The following is a 13,357-nucleotide window of genomic DNA, read 5'->3' on the forward strand; positions in this document are numbered from 1 at the left end:
TTGGTTTCTGATACAATTCCGCCATGAGAAAAGGGGCATCACCAGAGTAAAGTGACACCCCTTTTCATGCAAGAGCTATTTCAAGGTGAAACCACGAACGGACGCATCATTTCATTGTCCTCGTGTTCCAGAATATGACAATGCCAGACATAAAGACCGGCTATGTCGAACAACGCCCGCACCGTGGTGATCTCTCCGGGGTACGCTATAACGGTGTCCTTGAACCCGGTCTCCCATGGCTGCAGATCGCCGTTGGCGCCGGGTCCGCCGCCAATCTCCCGTCGTCCCAGTACCTGGAAGCGGACCAGGTGAAGATGGATGGGATGGGCGTCCTCGGTGAAGTTATAGATCTCCCAGTCCTCAACCGTATTCAGGGTTGGATTCTCGGTCACGTTAATGGATGGCGTACCGCCGTTTACGAGATTGACCTGCACCGGAGTGCTCGCCCCCGTCTTATCAGTCCATTGGAGCGGCACACCCAGCGGGTCCGGTCCGGCAAGATCAACTGTCCCGAGCAATGCTGAAGCCGGAGCCTGGGGCACCGCTCCGTATGTATTACAGATGGAGGTAATCGCTGCCGCATCAAGTTTTGTTGGAGATACATAGACCACGGTGATCTCACCGGTTGCCGAAACCGTCACACATACCCGACCGGACTCTTCCTCGTTCAGTGAAACCTGACGGGTATCTCCGAGCAAAGGAGCAGGCAGAGGAGCGGCAGTTGCCTCGGAGGGCAGGATCAAATCCTGCGGGGTGGTGGCGGGAGTGGCTCCTCCTGGGTCGGTGGGGGCACCCAGAAGAGTGCTGTTGACGACAAATTCCATGACCTGACCGGTAGTGGCCGGCATCGCTGGAGGATCGGCATCGGGATCGGAGCTGTCAAAGCCGCCAAACGGAGAGTCGGCGGCAGTGTTTATCATCCGGATATGGATACCGTCTGCCAGACCGCGAAAGTCGACAAGAACATCCGCTCGTTCCGCCAGTCCCATCAGCAACGCCTGCTGTTCCCGCGGAACGGGGATAGTTGTTACCACACCGCCAGGATAAGTCGTGGTCTGACCGGTAACGACCTCGACTACCTCCGTCAGGAAACCCTGTTCAGCACCAATCTGATAGAAAGGATGCTCTGTACCAAGGACATCTCCTACCGCTTCGAACAATGCCAGGTTCAGGAAACGGGAATCATTGCCGTTCAATAACCGGAACCGATATAAGGCCGGAGCAACTTCCAGGGTTGGCCAGACTGTGCCGTTAACCACCATGGCATTAAAGAACGCTTCCGGATTCCACATCGGGGAAATATCACTGTCAGGGACATAGGGGCCTGTATAGTTGTCAAAATCGATACGGCTGTCCGGGTACAGCAATGAGCCGTCTTCACGGAAAGAGCGGTCCTGGATAACGATGGGAATTTCGCGAATGGAATTTCTCACCGGATCTCCTGGGGTATTCAGTGCAGCCACCCCTTGTCCGGCTACAGGGGCAGGCCCAGGCAAGTTGCCGTCCGCAACTGCTCCGGTGGTTCCATCATCAACGTCGGCATCACTGTAATTCGCGCCGCCGCGAACGAGCCAGAAACCGGCCGGGCCTGCGTAAACATTCAGGCGGGTAATGCCCAGACTGTGGTCATGATACCAGAGGGTGGTCGCCGGCTGGTCGTTGCTGTAGACAAAATCCACCTGTCCGCTGTTCCCGCCCGGCAGTTGCCCGAGAGCATCGTCAAATACGCTCCCTTCGGTGGCGTAGCCGGCGGGAATATTGTCGGCATCGGGCAGATACCACTGCTCAGGATAACCGTCACTGTGCGCCTGGACATGAGCTCCGTGGACATGGGTGATCATCGGCACCGGGCCAAGATAGGGTGCGGGATTCAGGGTCCGGCAATCGGTACGGTTGGTGTTGTCGACACATCCTGCTGCCGGCGGATTGGCCCAGTGCAGGGTCTGGTCGACATCAAAAAGATGCGGCAGGAAACTCCTCTGCCCGGAACCGGGAGCATACGGAAAGCCGGTGACGGGATCAATGGCAACAAGTTCGTTCCGCCATTTGACGTTGACCGGGACCCCTGAAGTGGTTTCGATGGTGTAGGCGGGATAATTGAACTGCGAGTTCGCGGCCGGCGCAACATCCGGTACCGGATCGGAAGCAGGGCCGTAACTCCAGACCGTGGTCACCGGGAACGGCGGCGGCAGTATCTGCTGCTTGAACTGCCGCATGGCAATATCGTAGGTGTTCGCCACGCCGGTGGTCTTCATTACCGGTGGAATAACCAGCGGCGTCACATACTTGGAAATTGTGGTCGGGTCGAGTGCCGCAACGACAGCAGGAGGATTTGGGTTTGTCGGGTTTGTAGGGTTTGTCGTCTGGGAAGGTGCGGCATCGGAACTGCCCCCGCAACCATACGAATAAACAGCCAGCAAACCCAGCAGGACCATAGAACCAATACGTTTCCGCTTTTCTCCATTCATTTTTCGCCCCTCAGCAAAAATTCATCATTTGGAGCACTTACGATCAGATGCTCCTCCTCATTTGAAGCCCACCGCCGGGACCCACTCCGCAGCTCACCTGCGGACTGGTCCGGCCGGGCCGGGATGAAATATGATTGGTTGCCGGCTATGAATCCCGCCGACAAAAGACTATCAGGAAAATAACAATCACTTGCACCCGGTATCAGTAGCAATTGATGTGCCACTTTGTATTACAACTTACAGGCTGTGGTCAGCCGGGTGGTCACCCGGATAATGAGAATTAGAACTGATTGGCTGAATGGCTCAATTTCGCAATTCTGCGAACTTTGATTTCGAAAAATTATCAAACAGAACAACGGATTTGCAGGATGCGGGACAAACCATCCTGCAGGGGATGAACGGTCGGAAGGTCAACGGAAATGCGGGAAATAGATCAAATTGCTGGAAATGACCGACCAGGTTGTCAGCAGGACAAAAGCTCCGCCCCAGACCAAAGCCTGAAAGAGCCATCTTCTTTCGCTTCCGGCGATGATGCCCTGCAGGGAAGGTTTTCTTTTCAAGGGTTGGAAGCATCCGGGAAGGATGCCGAAAAACACCGCACCGAACAGACTGATATATAAAGGGTACCCGATAAAATGGTATCCCTGCTGAATGAGATCAAACGGGCAGTGGTGGGTAGGCAGTTCATAAACGTATATGGAGACAAAGGAGACGATGGCGGCAAGCGAAGAGAAGAAGAAAACCACCGCCGCAGCGGAAAATGCATAGCGGAGCCACCCGTTTTTTGCATACAGGCTCCCACTTCCGGATAGAAAGAACAGGCCTGCCGTCGAATAAAAAATGATCATCGACGTTTTCACCGGCAGCGCGGCGAGATCGCTGCCGACGCCTTTCCCTGATTCACTGAACAATGAACCGCAGCAGGAGGTGATGATATCCGGGTCGAGCGCCATGAAATAGTCGATCAGGAGCCAAAGATCCAGGGCCATAAGGGGGACGATGAGGAAGAGCAGCCGATATTTCAGCCTGATCAGAGGATAATCCTCGGCTTTCTGGTCTACGGAATTGAGGGCGATCCAGATCCCGGAGCAGAAGAAGGCGCCGATTTTCGAGGCCAGGGCATACCATCCGGTCGGGTTTGCATTGAGCGAACCGGTAGCGCACATTGCGCCGACAAACAGCTGATGAATGTCCTCGACGACATACAGAAACAGAAACAGAGAAAGCGCCTGAAAGCCGAGGGCATAGTTCATGACCGTCGAGATCAGGAAAGTCCTTCTTTCCAGCGACAGCTGATACGCTGAACTGCTGTCAAGATCCCATCGCCGGAGAATCACCCCCCCCACTGCAGCGGCAAACAGGGTCATCAGAAACACAAAAATTGAGCCCAGAACAAGGGCAAGGACGCCCGGATGGAGTATCACCGTTCAACTACCTTTTCTACACGCCCATCCTCCATACAGACCACTTTCCGGACAAGCTGATTTTCGGAGACAAAAGGATCATGGGTGGCAATGACGATGGTCTTGCCTTCATCCTGCAGGGAGGCAAGGATATCCATAAACTCGCCGGCCAGTTTTCTGTCCAGGTGGGCGGTGGGCTCATCGGCAATGATAATCTCCGGCGCATTGATCAGCGCCCTGGCAATGGCCACCCGCTGCTGCTCTCCGCCGGACAGTTTTTTCACCTTGAGATGTTTCCGGTTCTCTATTCTGAGTTTGCCCAGAACCGTCGCCGCCCGGTCTTTCATGCCGCCGATGCCGATCTCAAGAGGATAGAGGGGCAAAAGGATGTTTTCCTCGACACTGATGTCCTTTACGAGATGAAACTGCTGGAAGATGAAACCGAACTTCTCCCGGCGGATCCCGGTGAGAAACCTCTCCGGAAGCTTGACGACATCCTTGCCGTCGACGATGATCCGCCCGGAAGTGGGTCTTGCCATGCAGCCGATCAGGCTGAGCAGGGAAGTTTTGCCGGAACCGCTCGGCCCCTGCAGCACCGTCACCTGCCCTCTTTCGATCTCAACCGAGATATCCCGCAGCGCGTGAAGCTCATCGGGCTTGCCGGCGTTATAAATCTTGCTGATCTCCTCAGTGCGGATCACGGTCCGGTTTTCCATTCTTCTAGCCCCTCATCACAGTGTCCGGATCGGTAATGGCCGCCTTCCAGGCCGGAATGATGGTGCTCACCACATAAGGAGTAATCACCAGAAATCCCAGCACGAAAAGCTGGTACAGGTCGAGGTGGGGTGTCAGGTGAAATTCCGGGAAAAGGACGGACCAGCCTTTGATGACCGGGGCGAGCAGCGATGAATCGGTGAAATACACATGGACAAACCCGCCGGTAACCCCGAGCAGAAAAGAGGTGAGCGAGAGAATGAATCCTTCCCAGAATTTCAGGGCCAGCACATCGGAGGCGTCCCAGCCGATCGCTTTCAGGATGCCGATCTCCCGTTTTTCTTCGGCGCTGATCCCGGTCGCTTTGTCCCAGGCCAGGATGCAGAAAGCGATAATCGCCCCGCTGAACACCGCCATCATCATCCCGCTCCGCCAGTTGAACACCATGTCGTAGGTCCGGACCAGCTCACTCCTGGTGATCGGCCTGGTATCCGGAAAAAGCTTCTTGATTTTGGCGGCCACCGTCTGCACCTCGCCGCTGTTGTAAACTCTTACGGCAATATCGGTGGCCGTGCCGGGCGGGAAATCAAAAAAATCGATAATATCATCATTCCCGAGAACCACCAGATCATTGGTCAAAAGCACGGACTCCGATGAAAAGACCCCGACGACCTCATACACCACCCCCTTGAACCGGCTGTTGATAAGAATCAGCTCTCCGCCCGTTTCACTTTTCCGGATATCGGCAACCCCCGCGCCGATCGCCACTTCACCCCGGGCTCCGGGAAGCCTTCCCTCGACAAGCTTGAGCGAGGTATTCCCGCCCGGCAGACCGGTGACCGTGTAATTGGCCCTGGTGAGAGTGTCATAATAATATCCCCAGTAGCGGGGGGTGACTTCCCCGACTCCGGGAATTTTTTGGATCTGCTCGGCGTAATCCACCGGGATCAGTTCGTGCCGGCCTGCCCGGGTGCGCTGCACCATCAGATCAGGAGCGGCGGCGAGAATGTTTTCGGCCTCGGTTTTCAGGGAACCGGTAAAGAAAAGGACCGTGGACAGGGCCGATACCGTGAAGCTGAAAGCGCCGATAATCGCGATATTTTTAAACCGCCTTCTCGCGATCGAAGACAGGGCGTATTCAAGAATTTTGAAGTGCTTGTTCATAAGCTTCTGTCCGGATTGGTGGCGGGTGCGATCATCGATCCGGCGGGGAAATGGTCCAGAGACAAAGGAAAATCCTGAAATGGTGAAAAGAAATCAGCCTGGGAAGGATGCCTCGTGTACCTGGCTTCAGTCCAGATGGCAAAATCGGTGAGGCCAAGGCGCTTGACAAGGTTTTGCCTGGCCGGCAACGTTTTCAGCCGGATTTCCTTGCCGAGATGAAGCGAATAACCATAAAACGCCGACAGAACCAGCAGTTCGATAATGGTGAATGCGATAAAAAACCTGCTCCTGGTCATCAATAATCCTTTTCCTTTTTTTGATTGAGCCCGTCATGCTGATGGTTATAATAACTGAAAAAATCGATATCTTATCATAACTTTCCGGGACCCAAAAAAAAAATTGAGAAACCCTGTTCAAAATTGGGTAATGTTTTAGAGCATCTTCCCCAATGTGAAATTATTCTGGTAAGCAACCTTGTTTCATCGAAACCACACGTCAGGTCTCTATACTTTGACCAGCCACCCGGAAAAGATCATCGCCAGAAAACTGCTCGGCGGTTTCACCGTTTTAATCCTGCTCTTCATTTCCATCACCTATTATTTCTATCATCAGACGGATTTGTTGTCCGGATTAGCTTCCACGATCTACAAACACCCGCTGGTCGTTTCAAATGCAGCGCTCGAAGGAAAAAACCTCGTCACCCAAATCCACCGCCGCGTGACCGGCATCGCTGTTCTCGACTCTGCCGACGATATTGCGAAGGTTTCCGCCGAAATGGATGAATTAGAACTCAGAGTTCATGGCCATCTCGATATTATTACACAGACCATCCTTGGCGAAGAGGGCCTGCATCTTGCGCGCGAAACACGAGAATCATTTTCAGACTGGGGAAAATTGAGACAGGAGGTCCTTCTGCTCGCCGGGGATGGCCGGAGAAAAGCAGAAATCGCGGAAAAAACAAGCGCCTGCGCGGACCACGCCGACCGGCTGGAGGAGAAGATGCAGGCAATAGCCGCCTATGCCCGCAACAAAGCCAGTGATTTCAACAGCCAGGCAGACACTATCCATGCAAAACTGGATCGATTCAGCTCGATCTATCTCGCCACAGCGATCTTATTGTCCATCATGATTGCCCTTGTAACCATCCAGAGAGTTCTTGCCCTGGAAAGAAAGTCCTTTCAAAACATGAACCTTCTGAAGGCCATCCTCGAAGGGATCGACGATCTGATCCATGTCAAGGATGCAGAAGGGCGCTGGCTTCTGGCCAATACCGCCGCCGCAGAATCGCTGGGGAAGAAACCCGAGGAACTCATCGGCAAAACAAACAGGGATCTTCTCGCCGATGAAATCCTGATGCAGGCAGATGTCACGGACCGCCAAGTCATGCGTTCAGGGGAACCACTTTCCTTTGAATATAAAAAGCGGGAAAACGGTTTCACCCAAACCTACTATTCAAAGAAAACCGCCCTGCTGGATGAAAACCATGAAATCATCGGCGTGATCAATGTCGCCAGGGACATCTCCAATAAAGCCAGATTCCACGCGATGCTTGAAAGGGAGTTGAGGATCAGCACCGCCCTTTCATCACTGTTCGAGCCGTTAACCGGACCCGGCAACACACTTGAGACCATTACCGATAAAATTCAGGAGCAGGCGCTGCAACTGACATACAGTGAATTCGCTTATGTCTCTTCCATCGACCCTGCCAACGGCGACCTCATCGGGCACACTCTTTCAAAAATGCGCGGTGACCAGTGCGAACTGAACCCGGCGGATCCGCCGATTGTCTTCAAGTGCGGAGAAGGTGGTCTTTATAGAGGACTCTGGGGATATTCATTAAACACCCGGGAACCATTTTTCACCAATTCCCCTGAAACCCATCAGTCCTCAGCCGGAGCGCCTGCAGGGCATATACCAATAAAAAACTTCATCTCAGTTCCGGTCATCATGGGAGATGAACTGGTTGGCCAGATTGCCGCGGCAAACAAGAGTACCGGGTATACTTTTGATGATATTGCACCCCTTGTCCGCCTGGGCGAATATTTTGCCCTGGCCCTGATGCGTAATAGAGCCGAAGACCGGTTGAAGAAAAACCAGGAAGAGCTTGAAGAAACGGTCAGACAAAGGACTGCCGGGCTCGCAGTCGCCAATGAAAAACTCGAGCGGGAAATTGCAGAGGGGAGGCTGAAAACCTATGCCTTAAAAGAATCCGAGCATAAATACAGCACCCTCGTGGACAACACGATCATCGGGATCTTTATCGTTCAGGACGACAGAATCATTTACGCAAATCCGAGATTTGCCCGAATATTCGGCTATTCGGTCGATGAATTAAGCGGCATGGATTTCGCTGATTTGATCCACCCCGAAGACATCGCGAAATTCAATGAGGACATCATTGCCGCGACCCACGGCGACGCGGAGACGGTCGAAACCCTGCAGCGGGGGATCACCCGGGATAAAAATCCGCGCTGGCTTGACATCCAGAGGACCGTGATCTCCTATAATAAAAAAATGGCGGTCCTCGGCAACGTCGTAGATGTCACCCGACGGAAAGAGCTTGAACACCTGGTCAGCATCCAGGACAAAATGACCTCTCTCGGCAGGGTGGCTGCGGGAATCGCCCACGAACTGCGCAACCCTTTGTCCGGAATGAATATCCACCTGACCAACCTTGAGAGACTGGCCCTCCGTTTTGACGACATTGAACCTGAAACCCGGAAAAATCTGACGAGGATCATCGACAACCTGAAAGCCGCCTCGGGTAAAATCGAATCGGTGGTCAAAAGAGTCTACGATTTCTCAAAGCCGAGCAGGGTCAACCTGGTCCAGATCGATGTCAACAAATCGATCAATACAGTGATCGATATTTCATCAACCACGCTCAGGAAGAGTGATATTTCAGTGATCAGGAGACTGGAAGAAAACCTCCCCCCCTGTTTTTCAAACCAGAACCTTTTCGAGCAACTGCTGATGAATCTTCTGACCAACGCGACCCAGGTTCTGGAAGGGATAGATCACGAAAGGAAAATATTGATCACCTCACACTCTCTCGATGACAAAATTATCATCAGGGTGGCTGATTCAGGCCCGGGTATCAAGGAACACATGAGGGACAAGATATTCGACCCGTTTTTCACTTCCAAGAATGACGGTTTGGGAATTGGTCTCAGCATATGTTATCGTATCGTCCAGGACCACGGCGGAGAGCTCACCGTTGGCAAGAGCGACGAACTGGGGGGCGCCGAATTCACGATCACCCTTCCCCTGAAACCCACCGGGAACATTTTTTAAATGGATATATTTTCTCTCTTTATCATTGACGATGACCAGACCATAGTTGACGGGGTTCTCTTTGCTCTTGAAGGTCAATACCGGATCACCGCATTCGGCAATGCCGAGGATGCCCTCGATGCGCTCTCGAAAAACCAGCCCGATCTGATCCTGCTCGACATCGGTTTGCCGGGAATGGACGGGATTCAGGCGTTGCGTGAAATTAAAGGCAAATACCCCGACATTCTGGTCATTATGATCACCGCCTTTGAAGAGGTGAAACCGGTGATCGCGGCCATGAAGATGGGCGCCCATGACTATGTGGTGAAACCGCTGCACATCGAAACCCTTGAGATCAACATCGAAAACGCACTCAGTTCGATACGTCTGCGGAAGGAAATTCAAAGCCTCCAGGAAAGCTCTCTGCATGAATGTGTTCCATGTTTCATTGGCGAATCTCGGGAATTCCGGAGCATCATGGAATTCGTAAAGAAAGTGGCCAAAAGCACCGATACTCCGGTTCTGATCCTCGGCGAAACCGGCACCGGCAAAGAGCTGATTGCCCAAACCATCCACTATCGAAGCCCCAACTTCAAAAACAGGCTGGTTACCGTAAATTGCGCTTCTATCCCCAATGGACTGATTGAAAGCGAACTTTTCGGCTATGAAAAAGGGGCCTTTACCGGTGCGTCGAGTTCCGGGAAAAAAGGGCTGATTGAGGAGGCTGCCGGTGGCACTCTCTTCCTCGATGAAGTCGGGGACATGAATCTTGATACCCAGGCAAAATTACTGCGTTTTCTGGAATCGGGCGAATATTTCAGAGTCGGCGGCACCCGTTCCTGCAAGGCAAAAACCAGGGTGATCTCCGCCACCAACAGAAATCTCATGCAGATGATCGACGACGGGACCTTCAGGGAAGATCTTTTTTACCGTCTCGGGGTAATCAAAGTAGAACTTCCTTCGTTGCAGGACCGACGGGAAGACATCATCAGCCTCAGCAAATTTTTCCTGATCGATTTCAACCGCAAATTCAAAAAAGAGATCAGGGGAATATCACCGGAAGCTGAAGAAGCCCTGCGCAATCACCCATGGCACGGCAATATCCGTGAGTTGAAAAATATTGTCGAAAGAGGAATTCTGATCAGTGAGGGGCCTGAATTGACCCTCGAAGATCTCGGTCTGACCGGAAGTCGAAGAAACCGGAGACTTTCCGACCCTGAACGCCCCGCCTCTTTACCCCCTGAAGGCGTAAATCTCACCGAGCTGCTTGAAGGGATTGAAAGAGACTATATCGAGAAAGCCCTTGCCAGGGCCAACGGCAATGAAAGTCAGGCTGCCCGTTTTCTTTCATTAAACCATCACACCTTTCGCTACCGCAGGAAGAAGCTGATGAAAAATTAGTATCACAACTTTCCGAGTTTGGCTCATCTCCCGACCATAAAGGGTTTCGGCGATTTGTTAGTGCATGTGTTCCACTAGTAGCCAGGAGTCAGAAGCCAGGAGCCAGAAGCCAGAAGCCAGGAGAAAAGCTTAAGTTGAGCAGCTTGTCTGCTCGTACCGATTAGTTAAGTTAAGCAGCGTGCCTGCTTATACGAAACTTATGCCCCGGGCGAAAGCGAACTTGTGAGACAACGAAACTTACACCCCTCAAGGGGGTACTGAAGTGAGTACCCGAAGGGTGAAAAAATCAGTCATTCTGGCTACTGGCTTCTGAATTCTGAATTCTGAATTCTGAATTCTCATCATGGAATATCACTACGACTCTGAACCATTTTATAACAGTAAATCAACACCATAAGACATGTCGGAAAGTTGAGATAATATGGATATCATTCACATAACAGCTATTCTGATCACTGTCTCAGCGCTCTTCAGTTACATTAATTACCGTTTTATCAGGTTGCCGACCGCCATCGGCCTGATGGCGATCACCATGGCTCTCTCAATCATTCTGATGGTTCTGGTCGGGGTGGGAGTAAATGCGGTGGCGACCGTGGCGCAGTTTGTCTCGAAAATCGATTTCCACGACACCCTGATGGAGGGGATGCTCAGTTTTCTTCTGTTCGCCGCCGCACTCGATGTGGACCTTGGGGATCTGGCGAAACAGAAATGGACCATTCTCGGGCTCGCCACCGGCGGGGTCATCATCTCAACCGCACTGATCGGGACCGCAATCCGGGTGCTGCTTGGCCTGTTCGGGGTCAAAATCAGCCTTGCCTACGCCCTGCTCTTCGGCGCGCTCATCTCACCCACCGATCCCATTGCCGTCATGGGAATTTTAAAAAAGGCCGGGATCCCGAAATCCCTGGAAACCAAGGTGGCCGGGGAATCTTTATTCAATGACGGGGTGGGAGTGGTGGTTTTTCTGGTCGTCCTCGGGATCGCCACCGGCGGACATGAGCTCAATGGTGCGGATATTGCCCTGCTGTTTCTGCAGGAAGCGGCAGGCGGCCTCTTGCTGGGGCTCTTGCTCGGATATCTCTGCTACCGGCTACTGGTTTCGGTGGACCAGTATCAGGTGGAAGTGCTCCTGACCCTGGCCCTGGTCATGGGCGGCTATTCCCTGGCGAATGCCCTGCACCTGTCCGGCCCTCTGGCCATGGTGGTCGCCGGACTGATGATCGGCAACCAGGGCCGGATGTTCGCCATGAGCAAACACACCCGGACCAACCTCGACTCGTTCTGGCATCTCACTGACTACATTCTGAACGCGGTGCTCTTCGTCCTCATCGGACTGGAAGTGCTGATTCTCGATTTCGATCACACCGATCTCTGGATCGCCCCCCTGGCGATCATCGTCGCCCTGCTGGGGCGCTTCATCAGTATCGCCGGCTTGATCAGCATGATGCGTCCTTTCAGGCACTTTACCGACAATGTTGTCAAGATCATGACCTGGGGGGGGCTGCGTGGCGGAATTTCAGTGGCGCTGGCACTCTCGATACCGACGGGAGACGAACGGAACCTGATTCTGGTGATGACTTACTCGGTGGTGGTCTTCTCCATTCTGGTGCAGGGCTTGACCATCGAAAAGCTGGTCCGGCCTGGAAAGTAGGCTCTCAACAGTCGCCAGCCCTAATCAACCACCTTTCCCCTGAGTTTTTTCGTCTGGCCGCGCCTGGTCTTGCCGTCCAGTCGCTTGGTTTTGGACCCCTTCGTAGGTTTGGTCGGCCTTCGCTTTGGTTGCACAACCGTCGCCTTGAGAATCAGCTCTCTCAATCTCCCGAGACCGTCCTCCCGGTTCGCCTCGAAGCTTCTCGAGCGTTGCGCCTTGATGATGACAACGCCCTCAGCGCTTATCCTCCGGTCCCGGATGTGCAAAAGCCGCTCCCGGATCGCTTCCGGCAGCGAAGAGGCCGATATATCAAAACGGAGATGCACCGCCGAGGAGACCTTGTTGACATTCTGGCCACCAGGCCCGCTGGCGCGGATCTGGCTTATCTCAATCTGGCTCAGGGGAATCGATAATGTGTCTGAAATGGTAAACATCTTCTGCTCTCAAAATACCCGCGCGGTTCAGGGCATGTGCCGGGTCAGTTTCCGCCCGAAGTACATCCCGAAAGCGGTGCCGAAAACCCCTGAAAAGTAAGCGGTCATGATCCCGCCGAACTGAGAGCCGAGATACCAGCCCAGCGCCCCGCCAAAGGACATGCCGAGTATATAGATGATCTTTTTCACTGCCGGAAAATCCCCTGGTTAAGATTTGAATGTTCGGCAAAGAATAAGCCATCGCAGCAAATACGGCAAAAAGAATCTGATTACTACTGCAACGCAGCGTGTTTTCGCGGATGCAAGAAAAACAGTTGATGCGATTTTAACTATTGGAACTTCTATAGAGAAATTGAGATACCGCCGGGCCATCCTTCGACAAGCTCAGGATGAGGGGAAGTGATGGCGCCTCTTCACAAATACCATTCATCCTGAGCCTGTCGAAGGATGAACCTGCAAGGGATAAACCTGAAGGCCTGCCTGGGTGCCTGCGGGAGAGTCGTTAAGAAAAGAGCAGGAAAAAATTACGCTACTTCAGAACAGTTCTGTTTCAACCAGGGTCCGGCCGAACTTCCACCCCCGTACCGATAATCATTCTAAGGAGTTTGCCCGCTTCACGGCTCAGCCGCTCTTCGCCTTTTTCCATTACAGCCCGCAGGATCTGCTCTTCAGTTGCATCATCCGGCAGATCATATTTTCTGACAAGTCGCGTAACGGCGGGAATCTGTTCCATGATCCGCTCCATTTTTCTCTCCAGAATAAGCTCCATGAAATGTAACGTACCGATACCTTTACATATTATAAATCGACCTGACCTGCCGATTCCTTAATTTTTTTTATTTTTTTTAA

At 52.9% G+C, this 13,357-nt stretch carries 11 protein-coding genes; 3 read left to right on the forward strand and 8 right to left on the reverse strand.

Going from position 1 to position 13,357, the window contains the following annotated elements; translation table 11 throughout:
* Positions 1 to 80 precede the first annotated feature (80 nt).
* From KKG35_12125 to KKG35_12145, 5 genes are all read right to left on the reverse strand, one after another.
* Positions 81 to 2,255, reverse strand: coding sequence for a multicopper oxidase domain-containing protein (locus KKG35_12125; protein ID MBU1738874.1), 2,175 nt, complete (start codon positions 2,253 to 2,255; stop codon positions 81 to 83).
* 623 nt (positions 2,256 to 2,878) lie between these two features.
* Complete coding sequence (locus KKG35_12130; protein MBU1738875.1) at positions 2,879 to 3,892, reverse strand: hypothetical protein; 1,014 nt, start codon at positions 3,890 to 3,892, stop codon at positions 2,879 to 2,881.
* Positions 3,889 to 4,572, reverse strand: a complete 684-nt coding sequence (locus KKG35_12135) for an ABC transporter ATP-binding protein (protein MBU1738876.1) — start codon at positions 4,570 to 4,572, stop codon at positions 3,889 to 3,891. The genes KKG35_12130 and KKG35_12135 overlap by 4 nt, the downstream gene beginning before the upstream one ends.
* A 19-nt stretch (positions 4,573 to 4,591) precedes the next feature.
* Positions 4,592 to 5,749: an FtsX-like permease family protein gene (locus tag KKG35_12140; protein MBU1738877.1), complete on the reverse strand. Its 1,158-nt coding sequence runs from the start codon at positions 5,747 to 5,749 to the stop codon at positions 4,592 to 4,594.
* Complete coding sequence (locus KKG35_12145; GenBank protein ID MBU1738878.1) at positions 5,746 to 6,045, reverse strand: hypothetical protein; 300 nt, start codon at positions 6,043 to 6,045, stop codon at positions 5,746 to 5,748. Before KKG35_12145 ends, KKG35_12140 begins: the two co-directional genes overlap by 4 nt.
* Before the next feature lie 214 nt (positions 6,046 to 6,259).
* Here KKG35_12145 and KKG35_12150 point away from each other — a divergent pair, with 214 nt between their 5' ends.
* The 3 genes from KKG35_12150 to KKG35_12160 all read left to right on the forward strand — a co-directional run bounded on the left by KKG35_12150 (position 6,260) and on the right by KKG35_12160 (position 12,074).
* Entirely contained in the window at positions 6,260 to 9,043 is a 2,784-nt protein-coding gene (locus tag KKG35_12150; GenBank protein MBU1738879.1) for a PAS domain S-box protein, read from the forward strand.
* Entirely contained in the window at positions 9,044 to 10,423 is a 1,380-nt protein-coding gene (locus tag KKG35_12155) for a sigma-54 dependent transcriptional regulator (protein MBU1738880.1), read from the forward strand.
* Between the two features lie 421 nt (positions 10,424 to 10,844).
* The gene (locus KKG35_12160) at positions 10,845 to 12,074 is read left to right on the forward strand and encodes a sodium:proton antiporter (protein MBU1738881.1); all 1,230 of its coding nucleotides are present in this window, start codon (positions 10,845 to 10,847) and stop codon (positions 12,072 to 12,074) included.
* 20 nt (positions 12,075 to 12,094) lie between these two features.
* Here KKG35_12160 and arfB read toward each other — a convergent pair whose 3' ends face one another.
* The 3 genes from arfB to KKG35_12175 all read right to left on the reverse strand — a co-directional run bounded on the left by arfB (position 12,095) and on the right by KKG35_12175 (position 13,241).
* Positions 12,095 to 12,508, reverse strand: a complete 414-nt coding sequence (gene arfB, locus KKG35_12165) for an aminoacyl-tRNA hydrolase (GenBank protein MBU1738882.1) — start codon at positions 12,506 to 12,508, stop codon at positions 12,095 to 12,097.
* Between the two features lie 27 nt (positions 12,509 to 12,535).
* Positions 12,536 to 12,697 (reverse strand): hypothetical protein, encoded by a 162-nt coding sequence (locus KKG35_12170; protein ID MBU1738883.1) that lies wholly within the window; start codon positions 12,695 to 12,697, stop codon positions 12,536 to 12,538.
* 361 nt (positions 12,698 to 13,058) lie between these two features.
* The gene (locus tag KKG35_12175; protein ID MBU1738884.1) at positions 13,059 to 13,241 is read right to left on the reverse strand and encodes a hypothetical protein; all 183 of its coding nucleotides are present in this window, start codon (positions 13,239 to 13,241) and stop codon (positions 13,059 to 13,061) included.
* Between the last annotated feature and the right edge of the window lie 116 nt (positions 13,242 to 13,357).

Source organism: Pseudomonadota bacterium (assembly GCA_018823285.1).
Classification (GTDB): domain Bacteria; phylum Desulfobacterota; class Desulfobulbia; order Desulfobulbales; family JAGXFP01; genus JAHJIQ01.

Excerpts from the sequence above, each read along its gene's own strand:
- KKG35_12125 (MBU1738874.1), bottom strand. The coding sequence starts at position 2,255 with ATGAAGACCACCGGCGTGGCGAACACCTACGATATTGCCATGCGGCAG.
- KKG35_12140 (MBU1738877.1), bottom strand. The coding sequence starts at position 5,749 with ATGAACAAGCACTTCAAAATTCTTGAATACGCCCTGTCTTCGATCGCG.
- KKG35_12145 (MBU1738878.1), bottom strand. The coding sequence starts at position 6,045 with ATGACCAGGAGCAGGTTTTTTATCGCATTCACCATTATCGAACTGCTG.
- KKG35_12155 (MBU1738880.1), top strand. The coding sequence starts at position 9,044 with ATGGATATATTTTCTCTCTTTATCATTGACGATGACCAGACCATAGTT.
- KKG35_12160 (MBU1738881.1), top strand. The coding sequence starts at position 10,845 with ATGGATATCATTCACATAACAGCTATTCTGATCACTGTCTCAGCGCTC.
- arfB (MBU1738882.1), bottom strand. The coding sequence starts at position 12,508 with ATGTTTACCATTTCAGACACATTATCGATTCCCCTGAGCCAGATTGAG.
- KKG35_12175 (MBU1738884.1), bottom strand. The coding sequence starts at position 13,241 with ATGGAACAGATTCCCGCCGTTACGCGACTTGTCAGAAAATATGATCTG.